We start from the raw sequence: 22,710 nt of genomic DNA, 5'->3' as shown, positions 1-22,710 counted from the left end.
TGCAGATCTGTTGTCGGTTTCTTAGGAGTTGATGAGAATGCGGCGGCCCTCGCTCCGAGCGAGGCCCCAGGTCGCAATCCGGTGGCACCATGGCTGGAGTGAGTACACGCGAGCGCATCCTGATCGTTGACGACGACGCGAAGGTTCTGAATTCGCTCGAACGTGGACTCCGATTGTCGGGCTTCGACACGGCAACTGCCGTCGACGGACGATCGGCCTTGTCATCGGTGAACAAGCAATGCCCGGCCGCACTCGTTCTCGACGTCAACATGCCCGGCCTCGACGGCGTCGGGGTGGTAACCGCCCTGCGCGCAATCGGCAACGAAGTGCCGATCTGCGTACTCAGCGCCCGAAGTTCCGTGGGTGACCGCATCGCGGGGCTGGAGGCGGGCGCCGACGACTACCTCACCAAGCCCTTCGAATTGGCCGAGCTCGTCGCCAGACTGCGCGCATTGCTACGACGCACGACGCGAGCCACTCCGTCGGTCGACCATCCGATCACGGTGGGACTGCTGACGGTCGATCTCCGTGGCCATCGAGCGCACATCGGCGGTAGGCGAATCGAACTCACCAAAAGAGAATTCGACCTGTTGTCGGTACTCGCCGAGCATGCCGGTGTCGTACTCAGTCGCGCACAACTCCTGCGACTCGTCTGGGGTTACGACTTCGCGGCCGACACCAATGTCGTCGACGTCTTCGTCACCTACCTACGCAAGAAACTCGAAGTCGACGGGGCGCCCCGCGTGATCCACACGGTGCGCGGAGTGGGCTTCGTCCTGAGGGCCGAACGATGAAGCGGCCGCTGTCACTTCAGACCCGGGTAGCCATCGCCTCGGGCCTGGCCGCCGGAATCGTGATTGCCGCGATCGGAATTGCGTTCGCGGTCTTCTTGCGCGTCAACGGATCCGAACAACTCGAACGCACTCTCGATTCCGTCACCCTGGGCGTCGCAGCGAGTGCGCCGAGCCCGCTATTCATCGAAACACCAACTGCAACCACAGAACCATTCGTGGTCAGCCCTGGATTCAATGCCACAACCGTGAGTGCCTTGGCTACCACCGATGTTCGCAGTCGGGACGTTCTCGTGCCCGGCGACAGCGGCGCCGCACTGGCCGTCAGCATCCCTGAAGACCCACTGACCCAGGCAATCCGTGAGCAGCAGTTCCAAGTGGCTGCTGCGGCAGTGGTCGCCATCCTTGCCGCGGCCGGGCTCGGCTGGTTCCTCACAGGCCGAGCCGTCCGGCCTCTACAGCAATTGACCGAGACCACCAGTTCGATCGGCAACAACCTCGACGTCGAAGGACTCTCGCGCCGGGCACCGTCGGTTCGTGGAACGCGCGAAGCCGAAGAACTGTCGGAGGCAATCCACAGCATGCTCAGTCGCATCGAAACCGATAGAAGCCGCACCGAAGAGGCGTTGGAGTCGGCGCGCGATTTCGCTCGCGTCTCCGCCCACGAACTACGCACACCTCTCACATCGATGCGTACCGATCTCGAAGTTCTCGCAACACTGGATCTCACGGAAAGCCAACGCCGCGAACTGTCCAGCGAGTTGTTGGAGGCGCAGCGCCAGATCGAGCGCACCCTGACCGATCTCGAGACGCTCGCCCTGGGTGAAGTGGCCGATCCGGAGGATTGTGCCGACGTCGATCTCGTGGAGGTTGCCGATCGTGCCGTCGCTGACGCAGGCCGTCTGCACCCTCAGGTCGACGTTCGTTTGAAAGCACCGGAAGAACTCTCGGTTCAGGCCTTTCCCGCGGGCATCCGTCTGGTGTTGACCAACGCCGTCACCAACTCCGTTCGGCACGGCAATGCCGACGAAGTCGAGATCACCGTCCGATCAGGGGCTGCCACCGGTTCGGCGACGGTATACGTCGACGACAACGGCACCGTGATCGCGCCGTCGGAACGCGAAGCGATGTTCGAACGATTTGTTCGTGGTACCGGCACCGGCGACGCCGGAAGCGGTTTGGGGTTGGCCCTCGTCGCGCAGCAGGCGCGACTGCACGGCGGTAGCGCGCGACTCGACGCGAGCCCCCTCGGCGGAACTCGATTGATTTTCTCGATCAACCCAATTCGACGTGCAGAGCCTCGAGCAGTGGCTTGGCTGCCTCGTCGAAGAATCGGTCTTGGGTATCTCCACCGATCTGTACCAGCGCCACATCGGTGAACCCGGCATCGGTGTACGCCTTGACTGCCTCCACGATGACATCGAGATCAGGACCACACGGAATACTTTCCGCCACATCCTCTTTGCGCACGAACTGAGTCGCACCTGCGAAACTCGCCGGTGTGGGTAGTTCGGAGTTCACAGACCACCCTCCACCGAACCACCGGAACTGCTGATGAGCGCGAGCGATCGCCGTGTCGCGATCAGGATCCCACGAGATCGGAATCTGACCGATGGTCCGGCCTGCTGGCGCCAACCCGTACGCCCGGCCGTGAACATGCTTCCACTGGTGCACCAGATCCGAATCCGGTTGCACGGCAATCAGGTCATCGGCCATCGGACCGAAACGCTCGACGGACTTGTCGCCGGACATGGCCAGCGCCAGGGGAACCGGGTTCTCCGGGAGATCCCAGATCCGCGCGGACTGAACGTCGAAGTACTCCCCCTTCCAGCTCACCAGATCTCCGGCAAGCAGTGCACGAATAATGCTCACTGCTTCCTGCAGCATGTCGTGCCGGGTGTCGACGGACGGCCACCCCTCACCGACCACATGCTCGTTCAGGCTCTCGCCACTTCCCAATCCCAGTGTGAAGCGCCCGTCCGCGAGGATCTGGATCGTCGCGGCTTTCTGCGCGACCACGGCAGGGTGGTACCTGACGGTCGGACAAGTCACATACGTCATCAACCCGACTCGCTCGGTGGCATGGGCAACTGCTCCCAGCACCGACCATGCGTAAGGCGCATGCCCCTGCTCGGTCAGCCACGGCGAGTAATGATCACTCATCACTTCGAAGTCGAAGCCGACTTCTTCGGCCCGAACTGCATGGCGGACCAGTTCTTTCGGGCCGGCCTGTTCGGTCATCAAGGTATAGCCGAATCGTGCCATCACTGATCAACTCCCGGTATCTTGGCCTGAAACGAGTTCGGAAATCACACTGCCGTCGAGGTGGTCGAGAAGGTCGCGGGCGTCGTCGTACACCTCCGCCGCACCCGCGCCGTCGAGTTCGTCGGTCGACATGCCGCCGCTGCGCACTCCCACAGCGACAACGCCTGCCGATGTCGCCGCCTTCATGTCCCAGACGGCGTCTCCGACCATGACCGCATCGCCCGCGTCGACACCTGCCTTCGCGAGCGCGATTTCGATCAGGTCCGGATCAGGCTTGGCCTCGTCGACGGATTCCGAAGAGGTCGCGGCGTAGATCATTTCGTCGATGTCGAGCGTCTGGCGCAACAACTCCAGTTCGTCGTCGGGCGCCGAGGTAGCGAGCACGACGTGCAGTCCGAGCGAGTGAACTCGGCGGATCAACTCTCGCGCTCCCGGCAGTACTCGGAGACGGTCAGCCGACTGCCGGTAGTACTTGGTGTGAAGTTCCTTGGCCCGAGGCCCGCACCCGTCGATGTCTTCGCCGAGCAACGTCTCCAGTAGTTGGTCTCCGTCCATGCCGATGCAGCGGTGCACCCGCCACGCGTCAACCGGGCGACCCACCTCGAAGAAGGCTCGCGACCACGCTTCTACATGCAGATAGTTGGAATCGACGAGCGTTCCGTCGATGTCGAAGAGAACTGCACCTGTTGCCATGGGAATTGACTGCCCAACACCTCGGTTCGCGAAACTTGTGCCCCGAGCATTCTCCGCTCGAGAAGCGGATCATGGAGAGTGCGGACAGCAGAAGTGCACGTCGAACAGGGGTGTCGTCATGGAGTCAGTGGTTGTGTTCCTTCTCGCATGCTTCGTCTACTGGTTCGCACTGCTGTAGTTGGGCAGACAAAAACGGACCGCTGCCGGGAAGTGATTTCCCTTGCAGCGGTCCGCATTCGGTAAACCTAGGCGATGCTCATGTCAGCGGGTCACTGACCTGCGCGTACACCTTCTTCGACGCGCTTACCCAAATCTGCGTCGACGTTCTTCCAGTACTCGAAGACACGCAGTAGAACTTCTTCGCTGACGCCGGCAAGGGCGTGGCCGACGATGTTGCTCACCAGGCGCTCACGAGCTGCGTCGTCGAGAACTTCACGGACCAGCGTTCCGGCCTGCGTGAAGTCGCCGTCCTCGGCGTGCTCGATGTATCCGGCGCGCACTGCCTTGCCGTCGAACGACCACAGGCCTTCGTCACCGGCAACAGACGGATCGGCGTGAGGTCCGCCGTACGAGTTGGGTGCGTACACCGGCGTCGACGGGGAATTGAAGCTGTACCGCATGGCGCCCTCCTTGGAGTAGGAGTTCACCTCGTTCTTCGGGGCGTTGACCGGCAGGTCGGCGTAGTTGGTGCCGATGCGGTAACGATGTGCGTCGGCGTAGGAGAAGACGCGGCCCAGAAGCATCTTGTCCGGGCTGAATCCGATGCCGGGCACCACGTTCGACGGCTCGAAGGATGCCTGCTCGATCTGCGCGAAGAAGTTCTCCGGGTTACGGTTCAGCGTCCACTTACCGACCTCGATCAGCGGGTAGTCCTTCTGGGACCAGACCTTGGTGAGGTCGAACGGGTTGAAGCGGTAGCCTTCGGCCTCGTCGACCGGCATGATCTGAACCTTGAGGGTCCAGCTCGGGAAATTACCGGCCTCGATGGCGTTGTACAGATCCGCGCGGTGGTAGTCGGGATCGCTACCGGCGAGGCTGTCTGCTTCTGCCTGTGTCAGGAACTCGATGCCCTGATCGGTCTTGAAGTGGTACTTCACCCAGAAGCGTTCACCCGCAGCGTTGACCCACTGGTAGGTGTGCGATCCGAAGCCGTCCATGTTGCGCCAGGTCTTCGGGATACCGCGGTCACCCATCAACCAGGTCACCTGGTGAGCCGTTTCGGGACGCAGAGTCCAGAAGTCCCACTGCATGTCGTGGTCACGAAGACCGGAGCCTGGCAGTCGCTTCTGCGAACGGATGAAGTCGGGGAACTTGATGGCGTCCTTGATGAAGAACACCGGGGTGTTGTTGCCGACGAGGTCGTAGTTTCCCTCTTCGGTGTAGAACTTCATCGCGAAACCGCGCGGATCGCGCCAGGTGTCCGGGCTGCCCTGCTCACCGGCGACGGTGGAGAAGCGGACGAGCGACTCGGTCTTCTTACCCGGCTGCAGGAACGCGGCCTTCGTGTACTTGCTGACGTCGTGTGTGATGACGAGTTCACCGAAAGCGCCGCCGCCCTTGGCGTGGACGATGCGCTCCGGGACACGCTCGCGGTTGAACTGCGCGAGCTTCTCGATCAGGTAGTGGTCGTGAAGGAGCACCGGCCCCTGAATACCCGCGGTCAGCGATTCGTCATCACTTGCGACCGCGATACCGAAATTGTTGGTGGTGGGCTTGGTCATGGCGAAGCCTCCTAGCGTTGTGGGCTGGGCGTCAGAGGAGCGGGGCTGCATCCGAGCCGAACGCATGGGCTGCATGCGAAGGGGCTGGCTCGGAGGTTCTGGACGCATCAATTCGATTCTGCGAGACCGTGTCCGACGCGGTGTCGGATTCGGCAGAATTCTTCAGGCAATCTTCGCAACGGCCCCAGAACACGACCTCGGCTTCGTCGATTTCGAAGCCGTGATTATCGGAAGGTTCGAGGCAGGGAGCTTGGCCGACAACACAATCGACGTCGACGACCTTGCCGCAGCCGCGACAGACGAGGTGATGGTGGTTGTCACCAGTTCTCGTCTCGAACCGTGCGGGTGAACCCGCCGGCTCGATGCGTCGCAGCAATCCTGCGTTCACGCATGCCTTGAGCACGTCGTAAACGGCCTGTGTGGATACCGATCCGAGCTGCTGCCGCACGAGTGCTGCAACAGAATCGGCGTCTGAATGCGGTTGGGCTGTAACCGCATCCAGCACGGCGAGGCGCGGAGCAGTGATCCTCAACCCGACGGCGCGAAGTTGCGCTCGGGGGTCGAAGTCATGCTCTCCGTCTCGCATGTTTCCCAGTATGCCGCTTTTCTGGAATTAGTCAAGAAAAGGATTGCCTAAGTTGAATCGAGACCGGCGTCATATACCCGGGACGGGAACAAATCCGGGGAGACCACCGTTGAACACCCTGTCGGCGTCCGAACAAGCCCCGGGCCCCACCCCTTTTGTCGCTGCGAGCGACCACCCGCCGAGAGGCGCCTGTGGGACGTCGACACCTAACTTTTTACACAACACGAGCAAGGCCGCCCAATCACCGACTGGGCGGCCTTGCTCGTTCTTTCGCAGGTCAACCCCCTGCTACCTGTGCTTGGCTGCTCCCGTAGTCATTTTTCCGCCCAGAATCACGGCGCCATGATGAGTGCCCGATGCCAACCAGTTCGGCAGTGTCGGCCCCTCTGCCTCGACGCTCACGCGCGCATATCGGAACGACCCCGTCAGTCTGGCCGACGCGATCGCCAGACCTCCACCGGATTCCGGCTGCGCAAATCCCAACGCCCCGGCAATCGGCAGACGCGGCCCGAGCATCCGCGTGTCCGAACGCACCCGCCATCCGTCGCCGGTTGCAGTGAATTTCTGCTGCACGTCTCCGTCGAACTCGGCCAGGACCTTGGGTAGTTGCCAGTGGAACCGTCCGCCGTGCACCGACGGTTCCGAATCCACCGCGATGAAAGGGACCGCCATCCGCGGCATCGGCCCGATCCGTTTCCCTGGCGCATGCAAGACCGGACTGGCGAGGATCTCGCGATACGGGCCGACCGGCGAATCGAGGTAGTCCACCATCATGGCCACCGTCACCGGAATCGTTCGATCGTCGGGCCCGAGTTCCCGCGCCGCCGGCGTACTGCGGTGCCACCACAGTGTTGCGCGAACTGAAGCAGGCCACGGCGGCGGATCGCTCACCGGCCAGTCGACGCGGTCACTTGTCGATTCAGGCACGCTCCACATCGGACACCTTCTCAGCTCGAACGGTCAGGGGAAGCCGCAAAGCACCTGGTGCATGCGTCGGCACCACCGGGTTGGACGGCAACGTCGGATCGATACGTACGTATGGTTCGCCGGTCTTCGGGCGGGCGTCTGCGGCACCTTTGTTCGGCCACATCGCGCACGCTCGTTCCGCCTGCGCAGTGATGGTCAGGGAAGGATTCACGCCGAGATTCGCGCTCACCACCGAACCGTCCATGACGTGCAGGCCGGCATGTCCGTAAGCACGGAGATACGGATCCACGACGCCACTCGCCGCGCTGTCACCGATTGCGCAGCCACCCAGAAAGTGCGCCGTCATCGGGATATTCACGATCTCGGCGATGGAACCGCCCGGGTCGCCGTCGATCTTCTCGGCGACCTTGCGAATAGCTGTATGGCCCTGCGGAATCCACTGGGGAGGCGGATCACCCGGTCCCGGCCTACTGGTGAGGGAACGCCCGAATCGTTTGGTGTTCTTGGAAAGCTCGAGGGAGTTGTCGTCGGTCTGCATCACCAGCGCGATGACGGTTCGCTCGGACCAGTTCCGTACCGACAAGGACCGGAAGAACGCACCTGGGTGCCGTGCCGCGACCGCCAGAGTCTTCAGCACCCGGGGAGTTCGCCCACCGCCGTCACTCAGGACGGTCTGCAGAAGTCCTATTGCATTGCTGCCCTTGCCGTATCGCACCGGCTCGATGTGCGTGTGATCATCCGGGTGAAAGGACGATGTGATCGCTACGCCCTGCGTGAAGTTCCGTCGACGCGACTTCGACGTTGCGGCCAGTACGGCTTCGGAATTGGTACGTACAACGGTGCCCAGAGTGTCCGACAGGTCAGGCAGGGCACCGGATTCCTTCATACCGAGCAGCAGTCTCGCCGTTCCGTACGTTCCGGCGGCTACCACCACCTGATCGGCGGTGAACCGAACTTCTCGCCGGCGGACGCCGTCCGTTCGCCTCGCGAGCAGGTGATAACCACCGCTTGCGCTCGGCCGAAGTTCGGTGACGGTCGTGAGCGGATGAACCCTGGCGCCCGCTTGCTCGGCGAGATGGAGGTAGTTCTTGACCAGCGTGTTCTTCGCCCCGACTCGGCACCCGGTCATGCATCCCCCGCATTCGGTGCAACCGGTGCGTTCGGGCCCTTTTCCGCCGAAGAACGGGTCCGGCACGGAAACTCCTGCCTCCCCGAAGAAAACACCGACGGGGGTGGACGTGAAGGTCTCCCCCACGCCCATCTCTTCGGCTACGTCTTTCATCACCGCATCGGCCGGAGTGAAGGACGGATTGGTGCGAACACCCAACATCCGTTTGGCCTGGTCGTAGTACGGCGCCAGTTCGTCGTGCCAGTCCGTGATGTGCGCCCACTGACGGTCTTCGAAGAACCGCTTGGGTGGCTGATACAACGTGTTGGCGTAGTTCAACGATCCGCCCCCGACGCCGGCTCCCGCCATCACGAGTACGTCCGGAAGAAGGTGGATACGCTGAACCCCATAACATCCGATCCACGGCGCCCACAGGTACTTTCGCATCCGCCAACTGGTTTCGGGCAACTCGTCGTCGGCAAACCGTCGACCGGCTTCGAGCACCCCGACACGGTAGCCCTTCTCCGTCAGGCGAAGAGCGGCGACACTGCCACCGAATCCCGATCCGATTACCACCACGTCGTAGTGCGTCGTGGTCATGCCTGGACGCTTTCGATCTTGCGAGCGGAGTAGTTCTCACGATCGAAATGCTCCAGCAGCGAACGGAATTTGAATGTGAACGTCGGCCACTGCACCGAGTTGCGCCCCTCCGGATCGATGTACCAACTCGAGCATCCGCCCTTGTTCCACACCGTGTGCTGCAACTCGTGCTGAATTCCCTTGTTGTAGTGCACCTGTACCGACTCGTTGACATCAAGAGCGTCCAGTCGCTCACGTTTCATGGTGTTCAACGCGTCGTTGACGTACTCGGCCTGGGACTCGAGCATGTACACGATCGAACTGTGTCCGAGGTTGGTGTTCGGACCGTACATGAGGAACAGATTCGGGAACCCGCTGACCGCAGTGCCCTTGTAGGCATTGGGGCTACCGTTCCAATGCGCGGCCAGCGTTTCGCCACGTTTTCCGGTGATCAGATGCGCCACAGGCGGTTCCGTCGGCGTGAACCCCGTGGCGAAGATGATGGTGTCGACCTTGTGCTCGACTCCGTGCCCGTCGACCACCCCGCCCTCGGTGACCGAGACGAGCCCGCTGTCGACCAGGCTCACGTCCGCGCGGTCGAGGGTGCGCAACCAGTCGTTGGACAGAAGCATGCGCTTGCAACCGATCGTGAAATCGGGAGTCAGTTTCCGGCGCAACTCCGGATCTTTCACCTGTCTGCGCAGATGGAGGCGCGCGGCCGCCTCGAAGGCCGGCAGGACCCACGTCGCATGTGACATCGCGGCACCGAGCAACTCGCGAAAACCGTAAACCGCTCCGCGAACAACTTTCTGCGTAGCGGGAATCCGCGAATAGACGGCCTTCTGCGCCGCAGGCAGGGTGCGATCCATTCGCGGAATCACCCAGGCCGGAGTTCTCTGGAACACGGTGACATGGGCAGCAGGGTCGGCAATTTCGGGAACGAACTGGACTGCCGACGCTCCCGTTCCGATCACTGCTACGCGCTCACCACGCAGGTCGTGTTCGTGGTTCCACGTCGCCGAATGGAAAGTGGTACCGGAGAATTGGTCGAGACCGGGAAAGTCGGGAATCTTTGGAGTCGACAACGCCCCGGTCGCAGCGACCAGCGTCTTGGCCGTCAATGCCCCTCGGGATGTCCGAACACGCCACAGCGCCGCATCCTCGTCCCACACAGCAGCTTCGAGTTCGCAGTTCAGGACTACGCGATCCACGATGCCGGTGTCTGCCGCCACCTTCTTCAGATAGTCGTAGATCTCGGGCTGACGAGCGAAGGTATGACTCCAATCGGCGCTCGGCGCAAAAGAATACGAGTACAGCGCCGTCGGCACGTCACAGGCGCACCCTGGGTAGGTGTTGTCGCGCCAAGTGCCGCCGATGTCAGCTCCGCGCTCGATCAACACGACGTCCGCCGCGCGATTGTCGCGAAGCATTCTGGCTGCCAAGCCCATACCGGCGAATCCGGCACCGACGATCAGCGTTTCGACATGTTCGGGAAGCTTCACTTCTTCTCCACTCGGGATTGCCAGGCCGGCAACAGTCGCGCTCTGAGCGCGTCGTCGGCTTCGGGTGTACGGAAAAGGGCTGAGACTGCAAGACCGCGGACGAGTTCGATGGTGAGTTCGACCGACTCGGAATCGAATCGATCGCCGAACAACTCGGCGCTACCGAACTCGAGTGCCTCACTGACCTTGCGTTCGAGGGGCACCGTCGCCGCATGCAGAACAGGATCGGTTCGCGCCGCGACCCACAATTCGAGCGCAGCGTAGAACAGCGGCCCGGAGAACGCGTCCGCCAGGACCTCGAGACCTCGGCCGCGATCCACTTCAGCGGTGAGGATTTCTTCCAGTCGCTTGTCGACCAGATACTCGACGGCGGCAACGACCAGCGATTCCTTGGTCGGAAAATGATGCAGTTGCGTACCTCGCGAGACGCCTGCGCGACGGGCGATCTCCTGGGTGCTGGTCCGGGCGTAGCCCAGTTCGACAAGCGATTCGACGGCGGCGTCGAGCAGGCGCCCACGCATCGCGGCAGTTCGTTCGGCCTGCGTACGGCTTACTTTCGCATCGGAAGTGGTCTCGGTCACAAGACAACTGTAGAGCCGAAACGTAAAACAGTCCAGGCTGACTTCAAATCTTGATACGTAACATACCGATCAGTCAGCTCTGCCTGATAACGTCCTCGCATCGAGCGGAGGGAAACAATCGCTATGCCAGAGCAAACTGCATTTCCACACCGCCGTGTCGGACTGGTGGAAGACCACGAGTCGGTGGCTATCGGCTTGTCCGTGATGCTGAAGGACGAGCCGGATATCGAGTTGGTGTGCATCGCGACCACTGTGTCCGAGATGCTCGCTCAGCACGTCAGCTTGGATCTGGCAATTCTCGACCTCCGACTGGCCGACGGCTCATCGCCCAAGAGCAACGTCGAGGAACTGCGGGCCGCGGGGCTCGAGACATTGATCTTCACCGGGGCGGAAAACCCGTTCCTCGTTCGCTCGGCCGCCCGTGCCGGCGTACTGGGCGTTGTGCGCAAGTCCGAACCGACTGCCGTCGTGATTGATGCAATTCGCGCCGCCGCGTCGGGAAGCCAGGTGGTGACGACGGAGTGGGCCGCCGCCATCGACGGGGATCCAGGTCTCGACGAGGTGGGTCTGAGCCCTCGACAACTCGAGGTCCTCGAACTTTACGCATCCGGAGAGAAGGCAGATCGCGTTGCGCGACTCACCGGTTTGGCGCCGCAGACGGTCAACGATTACCTCCAACGCATCAGGCAGAAATATGCGGCTGCCGGACGGCCGGCCCCCACAAAGACAGATCTGTACAAACGCGCGGTCGAGGACGGGGTGTTACCGATTCCGGAACGCAGGAATCTCGGTAGAAATCTGACCTTGACTAACAATGACCTTCAGTAATGAAAAAGTTCGGTAACGATTGATTTCGCTAAGGCTGCCCCTGGAAATATGGGCAGAGGAATTGATGTCTGGGAAAAATGGCCAACTTCGACTTACATTCACCTGGTAAGAAGACGGCACTGTCGGGGAGTCTGTCATTCCGCTAGACGAAAGAAAGACGAAACTCATGACCGTCACTGTGGAAAACTGCATGACACAAGAGCCTGTCGGACCGCACCTTTCGGAGCGCGAAGTCGAGGTTCTCAGGGAATGGCTACTGAGTGATTCGAAGTCACGCGTCGCTCAAAACCTCTACATAAGCGTGGGAACGGTGGGAACCCACCTGTCCCGGATTCGCGAGAAGTATGCCGACGTTGGAAGGAACGCACCGACGAAATGCGAACTACTCGTGCGAGCGATACAAGATCAGATAGTGACGATCGACGAACTCTGATCGACAAAGTTGCTTTCGACAAAACAGCCACTGCTTCTGACGAAATTCTCAGGCTCTTCGGCCGTTTCATCGGCGCAGGCTATGTCTGCTATCTGATATTGCTCGCCCCTGCCATTGCCGAAGCCACTGCGATGTCCGCGTCTTGGTGGACCCCGCTGGCAGTGGTCGCAACTTTCGGTAGTGGACTGGTATTGGGAGCATCGACGTTTCACGCAGACACCCGGTGGGTGAAACGAGCCGCGAGTGCAAATGCGCTCCTCTACGTCGTGGTCATCCTCCTGTGGTGGCCGGCCTGGAATGGTGAGCACGTCACGGATTTCACCTTGTGGATTTCCAATTTCCCCGGCGTCGCCAGCCTTGCGGCAGCTGCGGCTTGGCGACCGGCCGCTGCCGTCGTGCACCTTTTCGTGGCGGCAACACTCGCACAGTTGACCAATCACATAATCCGGACGAGTCCCACGACGCACCTACTTGTTCCCGACCTCGCCTTCGCCTGGACATTTTGCGCGGTATTCGTCGCAGCGGCCGTCATGGCCTTGCGTACCGGTCGAGTGCTGGATGCAACTATCGCCACCACTCATGCCGCTGCGGCAGGCGCCGCCGCGGCCGAGGCCAAGTCCGTCGAACGCGAGAGATTCGACGCACTCATCCACGACACCGTGATGTCCACCCTGCTCGCTGCTTCGAGAAACGATGCCGATCCCTCGGTCATCGCTCAGGCACGAAGGACTGTCGAGAGGCTTGACGAACTCCGCTCCGGAACCGATCACGAGACGAGTTTCGACTTCGACGGAATCCTCGCTCAGTTGCGTTCAGCCGCTTCGGAAGTGGACGAAAACATCACGTTCGAGACCGCCCTGTCAGTCGGGTCCGATCCGAGCGGATACGCGCCCGACTCGATTCGTGCGATGGCCGGTGCGATGGCCGAGGCGCTGCGCAACAGCGTCAAGCACGCCGGAAGCAGTGCACGGCGTTCGGTCACGGTCACGGCAACCGCCACCCACCTCGAAGTAGTCGTCGCGGACGACGGCGTCGGCTTCGATCCGAGCTCCGTCGAGACGCATCGCCTCGGAATCACTGTCAGCATCCGCGGCAGAATGCGCCAACTCGACGGCGGATCGGCAACCATTCGATCGTCACCCGGCCGCGGCACTTCGGTGACTCTGACCCTGAGCTTGCCCGCAGCGGTGATGGCATGACCAGACCGGACGGACGAGATGTCCGCGATCTCCTCGGTATGCACAGCCGTGCTGCTCGATTCATGGCTGCATGCTTCGCGCTCACCTGCGTGATCTCGGTCGCGTACACCTCCTCCGACGTCCGCGCAGTCTGGCCGATGGTCTTGGCAATTATCGTGTGCTCAACTGCGGCTTTCACACTCGTTCTGAGCCGAGGCGACCCGATGCCGCTGGGGCAGAGCGTTCTGGTGTCTCTGACTGGCGCCGTCACGAGTGGCCTTGTGTTGTCAGTGGTTCCAGTGCCCGTCAACGACATGACTCAATTGTGGATGTTCGGGATGTCTACGGCCGTTTTCACCTTCATGTGCGTTCGTGGGCGTACAGCACTCGCGTGGCTCGGGCTTGGGCTCATGGTGTTGGTGACCGCCATCTGGTCCTCCACTACCGGCCAGGGGGCCATGTACGGAGTGTCGTTGACGGTCATCAACGCGGGCCCTGTTCTGATGTCGACCTTCTTCGCGTACACCATCCGTCCTCAAGCCAGGGTTATCTACGAACTTCGGGAGCAGTCCACCCAACGAATTGCCTCCGCATCCGCTAGCGCTGCGATTCTCGAGGAACGCGACGCGCAACTCGACAGGCTCGATCTACTTGCGCGCCCACTCCTCGAACGGGTCGCTTCCGGGATTCCGCTGACAACCGCCGAGCGGCAAGAATGCGAACTCCTCGAGGCGCAACTCCGAGATTCGCTGAGGGCGCCTGGCTTACAACAGACAGATGTCATCGATGCTGTGCATGCCACTCGAAACCGCGGCGTCGAGGTAGTCCTGCTCGACGACCACGGAATGGATGGTGCTGACCCCGCCGTGCGCGACCGAATCCACGCGAGCATCGTCCGGGAACTCACCGCGATCACGCGAGGCAAAGTGACCATTCGGATCCTTCCACCTCGGCGCACCGCAATGGCCACGATGCTGGTCGACACTGAAGACGTTCGACGAATCGAGTTCGATCACAACGGAATGCAGCTGTTACGGCAGGGAGATCAGAGGGAACTCGGCGCCTCGTCCATGTCCGTCGATCCGACTACAGACAGCGCCGTCTATCCCGAATAGCTTTCGAGGAGAGTGAGATTCACCGCGTCGATCACCAGGAGAAATGAATGATCTTCGAACTGCGTCCAGCACATGTTGCACGCGCCCTTGCCACACTGTGTGCCCTTCCGATTCTGTGGACCTTCGCAGTCGAGGGAATCACCACGACAACGGAATACGACTACAGCACGGGCGAAGTATCCTCATCGAGCGACCTGGGCTCTCAGATCGGAAGCGTAGCGATCTGGATCGTCCTCGCGATCGCATGTGCCGCCGGTGCATGGTATCTGGAGAAACAGCGCATCGGTTGGCCGCCGGCGGCACACGAGCAGCTGGTCAAACTGCAGCTGGCATCACCCAACCGAGAAGAGTAAAGGTCCCTATCGCTTCCGATCGCCGGCGCGGAGAAGATTACTGGGAACCGTATGGCCCACTATCTCTTCTGCAACGGCAGCGGCACGAATGCTCGCATCCAGGTCGATACCTGTCGCAACGCCCATGTCTTCGAGCATGTAGACCAGTTCCTCAGTCGCGATATTGCCACTGGCACCAGGAGCAAACGGGCAACCGCCCAGGCCACCGGTGGACGCATCCAGGTTTCGAACTCCGTGCTGCACAGCCGCCAACGCACTGGCAAGACCAGCGCCACGCGTGTTGTGGAAGTGCACACCCAAGCCGAAGTCACCCACTCTTTCGCCGACAGCGTCGATCAACCGTCCGACGCGTCCCGGTGTGGCAGTGCCGATGGTATCCGCGATCGAGAACTGATCAGCGCCGAACTCTTTGGCCTGCTCCGCAATCCGCAGAACACGGTCCGGATCGGTTGGACCGTCGAACGGACAGTCCCAGGCTGTGGCCACGATGACCTCCACCCGTCCACCAGCCTCGTGGACGATCCGGACGACCTCTCCGATACGTTCGGTCGCTTGCTCCGTCGTCGACCGAGTATTGGCCTCGCTGTGGCTATTCGATGCCGACACCACATATTCGACGGTTTGCATTCCTGCAGCAACGGCCCGTTTCGCTCCACCGATTCCGGCGACCAATGCCGAGAACTCGATGCCTGGCCACTGGTGCAACTCTGCGGCCAACAACTCCGCGTCGGCCAGTGCCGGCACCGCACGCGGTGACACGAACGACGTCGCCTCGATGCGCGAAACACCTGTCGCAGCCAGAGCTTCGACAAGACGAAGTTTCTCCGCCAGCGAGACCGGGTCTTCGATCTGCAACCCATCCCGTGGCCCGACTTCACGAATGCTGACCGCGGGAACACCTGCTTCAGGTACCGACACGTCAGATCACGCCCTTCTTCTTCAGTTCTGTCTGCTCGTCGCCCGAGAGTCCGAGGAGCCCACCCCAGACCGAAGCGTTGTCGTACCCCGGCGACGCTGCTCCCGCGTTGCGAACGGATCCGGGTGTCTCACTGAATGTAGGCACGACGCCCAGGCCGAGGACGTTTTCCCCGATCCGCTCGTCGTAGTGGTCGACGAGCATCCCCCGTTCGATCAGCTGCGGATCCTTGACCACATCTTCAACCGTATTGATCGGCCCGGCAACAACTCCCACTTCGGTGAGGCGTTCCACGAGACTGGTGGGATCTTGGAGCGCAACCCAGGCGCTGATCAATTCGTCGAGCTCGTCCTGATGTTTGCCACGCGCAACATGATTGGAGAATCGGTCGTCTTGCGCTAGTTCCGGTCGACCCATGATGGTGCACAGACGCACGAAGAGCGTGTCCTGATTGGCCGCGATCACCACCCAGTTTCCTTCAGAGGTCTGGTAGATGTTGGACGGTGCGATACCCTCCAACCTCGTTCCCGAGGGCTGCCGGATGATCCCGCCCCGATCGTAGTCCGGGATCGTGGATTCCTGCACCGCCAGACAGGATTCCGTGAGGGCAACGTCGACCACCTGGCCACGGCCGGTCCGCTCTCGCGAGAGCAACGCCGCCAGCACTCCCTGAACGGCGAACATCCCACCGAGAGAATCTCCGAGTGAAAGGGCAATACGCGGGGGTGCCTGCCCTGGATAACCGTTCAGATGCCGAAATCCGCTGACTGCTTCGGCAACCGAGGCGTAGCCGGCGCTCTTGGCTTGCGGTCCGCTCTGCCCGTAGCCGGATACCCTGGCCAACACCAACTTCGGATTGCGCGCGCTCAGCACGTCGAATCCCAGACCCCACTTCTCGAGGGTGCCCGGCCGGAAGTTCTCGACCACCACGTCGGCATGTTCGATCAGATTCAGAAACAGGTCGCGGCCCGCGTCGACGCGAAGGTCCAACGTCACACACCGCTTGTTGCGGGCGTGAACCGTCCAGAAGAATCGATGACCGTCCTGCTCTGCCTGACCCCAGGTACGAAGCGGGTCTGGACGGTCCGGTGATTCGATCTTGATCACGTCGGCTCCCATGTCGCCGAGCAATTTCCCGGCGAAGGGCCCGGCGATCAAGGTTCCGAGTTCAATCACCCGATATCCGTCCAGGGGCCCGGTGGGCGCACCTTCCGACACAGCTGCCTCCTCTGGGAACTTTTCTCCCTTTGAAGGCTACGTCACCACCCGGTATCGCAACATCATGTCGTGGTCTTCGTGATCGAGCATGTGGCAGTGCCAGACGTACCCCTGCAAGTCCCCCATGCCAGCTTCTCCGTGCGCCGAGTGATCTGCCATGGAACCTCTCGCGAAAGTTGCATCCGGATCGAAGCCCAACTCGTCGGCCGTCGGAAAGCGCACGATCACGCGAGTGATCGAGTTGGCATCCACGATGACCGTGTCCTTCTCCCCCGTTTCCCACACTTCGGGAGGCCGCAGCGAAGAGGTCACGAATTCCTCCGCCGACGGCGTCCACCGGACCCCCAAGTCAGGCACCGGATACCGCTGCATCAGTGCTGCAGTGTCGAGGCTCTGGCGTCCCACAACGCGGAACGCCACCAGGTGCAGATGAATCGGATGTGGTTCCGTGGTGATGTTGATCAGATTCCATTGCTCGACGGCCCCCTGACGTGGCAGTTCGATATCCGAATCGGTGAACCTCAAATTGTTGAGCGACATAGTGATCGACGGGTAATCCGACGGACGCGACAGCTGCATGATCGTGAGATTTCGCACCACATCCGGGGACGCCGGTTCGGCGGCAACGGAATTCAGCTGCTGCGGGATCGAGCCGGTGAATCCCTTTGCGCTGCCCACGTCGAACCGACAGAACACCGGCATCACCTGCGTGCCGCGTTGAGCCACCGCAAGGGGTACCGGTTCGTCGTTGCGCAATTCCACCGTTGTGCCCGGCTCGAGCATACTGAAGTCGACCAGCAGATCAGCGCGTTCACCCGGACTCAACCGGACGTGATCCGTCGGCGCCGGAGCGGCCAGTAAACCGCCTTCGGACCCGATCACCCAGAACCGCATACGATTTGCGAAATGCAGATTCCACACCGAATAGGTTGCGGCGTTGAGCAGTCGCAATCGATACAGGCCGCGGGCAACCTCCACTTTCGGCCACACGACGCCGTTCACCACGCCAACGTCACCGGGGGTCGCCGGATCCCATGAACCTTGCGGAGTGAGCCACGTGGAACGGACACTCTGTTGACCGTCGGAGGTGAAGACCTTGTCCTGCAGAATCATCGGGAGTTCGAACTCACCGGACGGCAGGCCGAGAGAATTCCCGGCGGCGCCCGTGTCAACGTCGTCACGGAGAAAATACATCCCGACCAATCCGGCATAGACGTTGAGGCGCGTCATTCCCATGGCGTGATCGTGGTACCAGAGATTGCCGGCGGCACGACCATTCGTGTATTCGTGGACCAAACCTTCGCCCGGACGCTGGATCAACTCCGGATGTCCGTCGAACTGTGGTGCAGTAACTCCTCCGTGCAGGTGAAGCGAGGTGGGGACCTGTGTGCGGTCGAGGTCGCTGACGCCGTGCAGACCCGGATCGACATCCGCGGCAAGCGGATACGCAGAAATGTCATTGGCATATCGGACTGTGACGAGCTGATCGACGTGAGCTTCGATGGTGGGGCCCAGATAATCCATTCCGCCGTAACCCAGCGACGGCGACGACGGTAGGTCCGGATGGAAACGGTGCATCGACGAAGCCGCGCGAAGCTCCAGGTTGCCACCCGAAATGCCCGGCAGGACAGGAAGGGTCTCCCGAAACGGTTCCAGCCGGGGTGACGGAAGTTGGAATGGGCGTAGCGGATCGATGTCAGGGGGTCGAGCTGTCGCTGATCAAGCGGACAATGCACTCAGGCCGGCCAGCAAGCCAAGCCCTTGAACAAACGATCGTCGACGGATCTTGTGTGACTCGTCCACTCACGGCCCCCTCACGCTGACGGCATCCGGAGCGGGTTACCCGTGTGCTCGCACGGTCAAACACCGACCACCTTCTCCAACCAACGTTTGAGAATGGGTAGAACATGAGCCGGTTGCATTGCCTGCGTGTGATCCAGACCGTCTAGTACCTCGATATCCCACCCTGCTGACCGAGCGGCGTCGAGGTCGAGATCGGCCGGCGCGACCCGTACCCCACCCCATCGGTCACCGTATTCGATGACGTCTTGCGAACCGACGAAACACATTCGCGGACAAAGGATGCGCCCTTGAATCGTTCGATCGTCGAATTCACCAAGTGCGAGGTACAGCGTCACGAACTGCCGGGTCTGCGCTCCGGTCAACGCGATGTCGATGGAGTTCCAATCGAACTCGTCCGGCGATGCCGTGGGCTGCGATGTGCGCCGGGGCGGTTCACTCGTCATGCGGTGTGTAGCTTCGGTAACCTGGAGCATCGCCTTGTACGGCCCATCCACCGGCGGGAAACCACCCATGACCAGTGCGGTCAGACGATCGGTGCGCAGCGCCAACTGCAATCCGCACAGAGCCAGCCAGGAGTATCCGTAGTAGGCGAACTGGTCGATCCCAGCCGAATTCGCCACAGCCAGAATGTCGGACGTGATGTTGTCGGGAGTGAGCGTGTCCGGAGCGGGCGACGCCATCCGGTGCCCTTCGTAGTCGAAGGCAACCACAGTGAAGTTCGACGCCAACCCTTCCATGAACGTTCGACCGAGCGAGGGGTCAACGCCCCAGGCGCGCAGTTCGTCAGCCTTAATGCCGGTAGCCGAAATCGGATTCACGGGCATCAGCACGGCGGGGCCATGTCCGAGAACCTCGACATCGATAGTTGTCCCGTCGTGAAGTCTTGCCTCAACCATGCCCACTCCCAAATCTTTACACTGTAAAGTAATTAAGAATAGCGCGACTCCACGAAAGCGACAAGATGAACAAACAGGCAGACCGACGCGATATCGCACGCACGATTTCACTTCTGTGGCGTCAACCCGAGGCGCCTTCCGGCCGCCGAGGACCGAAGCCCGCGCTGTCCACGGACTCAGTCGTTGACGCCGCGATCGAAGTCGCCGACGCCAACCCCACGACACCGTTGTCGATGCGCATGATCGGCGACCACCTCGGCCGCACTGCGATGTCTCTGTACACCTACATACCGGGAAAGGACGAACTACTGGACCTGATGTACGACCGGGTGCATGCCGAGCTACCGCCGATCGCAGACACCGGCGACTGGCGCATGGCACTGTCCGACTGGGCCGCCGCACTCTTCGCCCTACATACACGCCATCCGTGGACATTGGATGTCTCGTTGGCGCGCCCCGTCCTGGGTCCGCACGAGCAGGCAGGACTCGAATCACTCCTGTCCATTCTCTACTCCACGGGTCTCGACGCTCCGATCATCCGCAGATCGGTGAGCATGATTTTCCATTTCATCCGGGGGTCCGCGCGGACCCTAGCTGAGATCCGGAGCGCCTCGACCATCGGAGATTCCGAATCTCATTGGTGGGCAGAGTCTTCTGCTGCACTGGCCGATGCTGCACCGGATTTCGCGAACGACTTCCCCCACACGATGCAGTTGGGTCGGGAGGCCCCACCGGTACCGGGCGGCGACTTCTATCTCGAACGAGAAACCGAAGAGTCATTTACTCAGGGCCTACAGATCCTCCTTGACGGGATCGAATCGAGGATTCGAAAACACTCTTGACTCGAACGCATGTTCGAGTATTCTTGTGTGTAGGGGATCGGGGGATTCAATGAGTGTCTTGTTGTCGGATGTGGTGTCTGGTTCTGCGGTGGGGTTGCGCGGACGCCTGTGGCGGTTGACGGCTGCGGAGTTGCGGGCCGCTGCGGTGTCGGCGAGCGCGGAGATTCTGCGCCTCGAGGCCGTGCGAGTGGCCGTGGTGGACGAGTTGTCGTTGCGGCCGGATGATCAGGTGATTGCCAGCCGCGGGGTGGGTTGCTGGTTGGCGGCAAACACGATGCTGCAAATCCGGGACGGGAAGAAGATCGCCGCCCCGGGTGCGGCGCTGCGGCCGTTTCCCGCGGTGGCGGCCCGGTTCGATGTCGGGGACTGCTCCTTCGAGCACGCCGTGTTGATCGTGGCGTTCTGCGAATCACCACCGAAGGGCATGCCGGACGAAGCGTTACCGAAGTGCATCGACCTGTTGCTCGCTGCTGCGTCGGGCGTGGAGGCGACGACCACGAAGGTGCGGAGTGTTATCGCGACCTTGGAGCGAGTGTTCGAGTCCGATGAGATTCCGCCTGCCGAAGATATCGACCGCAACGAGTTGCGGATCGCATCGACACTGAACGGTCGGGTGGTGGTGCGCGGCGATTTCGACGCCCTCACCGGCGAAATGCTGCTCTCCGCCCTGTCGAATCTGACGATGCCCACCCCGGCACCCGATGGAACCCCGGATTCTCGGTCGGCAGCGAAGCGGACCGCGGACGGGTTCACCGAACTGATCCGCCGTTACCTCGACTGCGCCAAAACCGGTGTCGATGGTGGCCAGCGTCCGCACGTGAACGTGCACATCAACGCGCGTGATTTGGCTGAGCACCGGGACTGCGCCGCAACATCCGCTGCTCCTGGTGGTGGAGTGGCTGTGGCTGTGTCGGATCTCGATGTCGGGCACATGCCCTGGCTGGGGCCACTGTCCGTCTCGCAGACCAGACTCCTCGGCTGCGACTGCTTCCTGTCCACCGTACTGCTCGACGACCACGGCGCACCGCTCGATGCGAAACCCGGAAAGCGATTAGTGTCCGCCGAACAGCGAGTGGCGCTGATCGCCCGAGACAAAGGCTGCGCCTTCCCCGGCTGCACATGTGTGCCCGCGTGGACCGATGCACACCACATCCGGCACTGGGCCAACGGCGGCCCGACCGTGATGAACAACCTTGTCCTACTGTGCCGTTCACATCACCGGCTGATGCACCGGAAATCGGGTTTCGTCGGAAAATGGGTAATCCGCATCGGCGTCGACAACAAACCCTGGTTCATCCCACCACCCTCGATCGACCCGCAACAGCACCCCAGGCCGGCGAACACCACCTTCAAAACCTGAGAAGAACCTCAGGCACAACAGAACACGGCCCAGCACCGCATCGAGCAGATCTCGATGCGGTGCCGAAAGCCGTGAATTCCGTCAGACCGCCTGCGGAACTTTGGTGGCGCGTGGGAATCGCTCCCGAATCTCCGCTGGCGTGACAACTCTCGGGTCGAGGGGTTGCTCGTCACGCAGGTGGCGCTCCAACACCTTGCCAGTCATCGGCGCGATGACCTTCAGAGCAGTGGTCATGTTCTTCGGTGAACTGCCGACCCGGACCGCAGTTCGCACCGCGGGCGCAATTGCCCTGTCCAACAAAGCGGGTTGATCGAAGCCGCCCATGGTTCGCATCCAGCCCGGCAATGTTGCGATAGTGGCCGGCGCGACCAATCGGCTGAACGTCGCGAACTTCGTCTTCCCCTGCGCCCTTGGCGTTCTCAACAAGTAGTGCATCGCCCGGTTGGCACGCTCGGAGGTACACAATCTGGGCCTGACTTCAGCGAAGTACTCCCGTACCTCATCTCGCGAGCGCGGAACGTCGGACGCTTTGCATGTCTGCAGTTCGGCAGCGATCACGCATTCTTCCCAGTACCGCTGCTCTTCGACGGCGGAGAGTGGGCCCGGCCCGTACATCTCGTAGCACTTGAGCACCGAATGCCAACCGGTCACGTGGATCCACAGTTGTGCCGCCGGATTGTTTGCACTGTAACGAGTTCCGGTGATCGGTTCGATACCCGTGGCCTGAGCGTGAACCGTCATGAGATGGTCGGACAACGCCAGTGCCGTCCGCCCGTCGGCAGTGGCGACGGTCAGGAAGTACGCCAAGGTTCGGTCGAGTCGCCCGGCGGGATCGCTGTAGATCCCGCTCATATCTGCCACCGCGGCAGCAAGGAAGGGGTCGAAGTGCTCGAGCACCACTGACCGCTGGAAACCGATCAATGCTGTCGGAGCCGCCCAGATCTTCCAACTGGGTGATCCTGGGCCGAAGAAGCCGTAATCCTCACGCGGTCGATTCATCGTCAGTTCAGACATT

Annotated in this window: 22 protein-coding genes; 9 read left to right on the top strand and 13 right to left on the bottom strand. The window is 61.6% G+C overall.

The features are described 5' to 3' along the window. The first annotated feature begins 89 nt into the window (after nucleotides 1-89). A complete protein-coding gene (locus tag H7C86_RS20695) occupies nucleotides 90-794 on the top strand; it encodes a response regulator transcription factor (RefSeq protein ID WP_182262157.1) in 705 nt (234 codons plus the stop codon). After that, nucleotides 791-2,170 (top strand): sensor histidine kinase KdpD, encoded by a 1,380-nt coding sequence (locus H7C86_RS20690; protein WP_030535690.1) that lies wholly within the window; start codon nucleotides 791-793, stop codon nucleotides 2,168-2,170. The genes H7C86_RS20695 and H7C86_RS20690 overlap by 4 nt, the downstream gene beginning before the upstream one ends. Here the strand turns inward: H7C86_RS20690 and H7C86_RS20685 are convergent. From H7C86_RS20685 to H7C86_RS20650, 8 genes are all read right to left on the bottom strand, one after another. Continuing rightward, on the bottom strand, nucleotides 2,067-3,056 hold the full coding sequence (locus tag H7C86_RS20685; protein WP_020723628.1) for an LLM class F420-dependent oxidoreductase: 990 nt from the start codon (nucleotides 3,054-3,056) through the stop codon (nucleotides 2,067-2,069). The two genes, H7C86_RS20690 and H7C86_RS20685, sit on opposite strands and share 104 nt — an antisense overlap. A 6-nt stretch (nucleotides 3,057-3,062) precedes the next feature. Continuing rightward, on the bottom strand, nucleotides 3,063-3,749 hold the full coding sequence (locus tag H7C86_RS20680) for an HAD family hydrolase (protein WP_030535692.1): 687 nt from the start codon (nucleotides 3,747-3,749) through the stop codon (nucleotides 3,063-3,065). Between the two features lie 269 nt (nucleotides 3,750-4,018). Next, complete coding sequence (locus H7C86_RS20675) at nucleotides 4,019-5,470, bottom strand: catalase (RefSeq protein WP_019746589.1); 1,452 nt, start codon at nucleotides 5,468-5,470, stop codon at nucleotides 4,019-4,021. 31 nt (nucleotides 5,471-5,501) lie between these two features. Then, on the bottom strand, nucleotides 5,502-6,056 hold the full coding sequence (locus tag H7C86_RS20670) for a Fur family transcriptional regulator (protein WP_019746588.1): 555 nt from the start codon (nucleotides 6,054-6,056) through the stop codon (nucleotides 5,502-5,504). Nucleotides 6,057-6,344: 288 nt separating this feature from the next. Further along, nucleotides 6,345-6,992 carry a hypothetical protein gene (locus H7C86_RS20665; RefSeq protein ID WP_021334227.1) on the bottom strand — a complete coding sequence of 216 codons (648 nt, stop codon included), beginning with the start codon at nucleotides 6,990-6,992 and terminating at the stop codon, nucleotides 6,345-6,347. Next, complete coding sequence (locus H7C86_RS20660; protein ID WP_070385879.1) at nucleotides 6,976-8,691, bottom strand: GMC oxidoreductase; 1,716 nt, start codon at nucleotides 8,689-8,691, stop codon at nucleotides 6,976-6,978. Before H7C86_RS20660 ends, H7C86_RS20665 begins: the two co-directional genes overlap by 17 nt. Next, nucleotides 8,688-10,172, bottom strand: coding sequence for an NAD(P)/FAD-dependent oxidoreductase (locus H7C86_RS20655; RefSeq protein ID WP_020905936.1), 1,485 nt, complete (start codon nucleotides 10,170-10,172; stop codon nucleotides 8,688-8,690). Before H7C86_RS20655 ends, H7C86_RS20660 begins: the two co-directional genes overlap by 4 nt. Beyond that, nucleotides 10,169-10,693 (bottom strand): TetR/AcrR family transcriptional regulator, encoded by a 525-nt coding sequence (locus tag H7C86_RS20650; RefSeq protein ID WP_020968240.1) that lies wholly within the window; start codon nucleotides 10,691-10,693, stop codon nucleotides 10,169-10,171. Before H7C86_RS20650 ends, H7C86_RS20655 begins: the two co-directional genes overlap by 4 nt. 183 nt (nucleotides 10,694-10,876) lie before the next feature. Here H7C86_RS20650 and H7C86_RS20645 point away from each other — a divergent pair, with 183 nt between their 5' ends. From H7C86_RS20645 to H7C86_RS20625, 5 genes are all read left to right on the top strand, one after another. Then, nucleotides 10,877-11,581: a LuxR C-terminal-related transcriptional regulator gene (locus tag H7C86_RS20645; protein WP_182262156.1), complete on the top strand. Its 705-nt coding sequence runs from the start codon at nucleotides 10,877-10,879 to the stop codon at nucleotides 11,579-11,581. 166 nt (nucleotides 11,582-11,747) lie between these two features. Beyond that, nucleotides 11,748-12,014 (top strand): response regulator transcription factor, encoded by a 267-nt coding sequence (locus tag H7C86_RS20640; protein ID WP_019746582.1) that lies wholly within the window; start codon nucleotides 11,748-11,750, stop codon nucleotides 12,012-12,014. After that, entirely contained in the window at nucleotides 11,957-13,213 is a 1,257-nt protein-coding gene (locus tag H7C86_RS20635) for a sensor histidine kinase (protein ID WP_259349257.1), read from the top strand. The genes H7C86_RS20640 and H7C86_RS20635 overlap by 58 nt, the downstream gene beginning before the upstream one ends. Beyond that, complete coding sequence (locus H7C86_RS20630) at nucleotides 13,210-14,307, top strand: hypothetical protein (protein WP_021334222.1); 1,098 nt, start codon at nucleotides 13,210-13,212, stop codon at nucleotides 14,305-14,307. The genes H7C86_RS20635 and H7C86_RS20630 overlap by 4 nt, the downstream gene beginning before the upstream one ends. A 47-nt stretch (nucleotides 14,308-14,354) precedes the next feature. Then, a complete protein-coding gene (locus H7C86_RS20625; RefSeq protein ID WP_182262155.1) occupies nucleotides 14,355-14,660 on the top strand; it encodes a hypothetical protein in 306 nt (101 codons plus the stop codon). 6 nt (nucleotides 14,661-14,666) lie between these two features. Here H7C86_RS20625 and H7C86_RS20620 read toward each other — a convergent pair whose 3' ends face one another. From H7C86_RS20620 to H7C86_RS20605, 4 genes are all read right to left on the bottom strand, one after another. Then, the gene (locus H7C86_RS20620; protein ID WP_182262154.1) at nucleotides 14,667-15,578 is read right to left on the bottom strand and encodes a hydroxymethylglutaryl-CoA lyase; all 912 of its coding nucleotides are present in this window, start codon (nucleotides 15,576-15,578) and stop codon (nucleotides 14,667-14,669) included. 1 nt (nucleotide 15,579) lies between these two features. Continuing rightward, on the bottom strand, nucleotides 15,580-16,794 hold the full coding sequence (locus H7C86_RS20615; protein WP_019746577.1) for a CaiB/BaiF CoA-transferase family protein: 1,215 nt from the start codon (nucleotides 16,792-16,794) through the stop codon (nucleotides 15,580-15,582). A gap of 36 nt (nucleotides 16,795-16,830) precedes the next feature. Further along, complete coding sequence (locus H7C86_RS20610) at nucleotides 16,831-18,489, bottom strand: multicopper oxidase family protein (RefSeq protein WP_259349258.1); 1,659 nt, start codon at nucleotides 18,487-18,489, stop codon at nucleotides 16,831-16,833. Between the two features lie 164 nt (nucleotides 18,490-18,653). Next, nucleotides 18,654-19,493, bottom strand: coding sequence for an alpha/beta fold hydrolase (locus H7C86_RS20605; protein WP_029537443.1), 840 nt, complete (start codon nucleotides 19,491-19,493; stop codon nucleotides 18,654-18,656). Between the two features lie 65 nt (nucleotides 19,494-19,558). On the opposite strand from H7C86_RS20605, the gene H7C86_RS20600 reads away from it, so the two are divergent. Beyond that, nucleotides 19,559-20,335: a TetR/AcrR family transcriptional regulator gene (locus H7C86_RS20600; protein ID WP_182262153.1), complete on the top strand. Its 777-nt coding sequence runs from the start codon at nucleotides 19,559-19,561 to the stop codon at nucleotides 20,333-20,335. A gap of 49 nt (nucleotides 20,336-20,384) precedes the next feature. Then, nucleotides 20,385-21,695 carry an HNH endonuclease signature motif containing protein gene (locus H7C86_RS20595; RefSeq protein WP_182262152.1) on the top strand — a complete coding sequence of 437 codons (1,311 nt, stop codon included), beginning with the start codon at nucleotides 20,385-20,387 and terminating at the stop codon, nucleotides 21,693-21,695. Nucleotides 21,696-21,776: 81 nt separating this feature from the next. On the opposite strand, the gene H7C86_RS20590 is transcribed toward H7C86_RS20595, so the two are convergent. Next, nucleotides 21,777-22,709, bottom strand: a complete 933-nt coding sequence (locus H7C86_RS20590; protein WP_133728600.1) for an oxygenase MpaB family protein — start codon at nucleotides 22,707-22,709, stop codon at nucleotides 21,777-21,779. Nucleotide 22,710 lies beyond the last annotated feature (1 nt).

The organism is Rhodococcus sp. UFZ-B548 (assembly GCF_903819475.1).
Taxonomy (GTDB): Bacteria; Actinomycetota; Actinomycetes; order Mycobacteriales; family Mycobacteriaceae; genus Rhodococcus_F; species Rhodococcus_F erythropolis.
The sequence above is the reverse complement of the archived record's forward strand: the minus strand, read 5'-3'. Positions and strand labels throughout refer to the sequence as shown.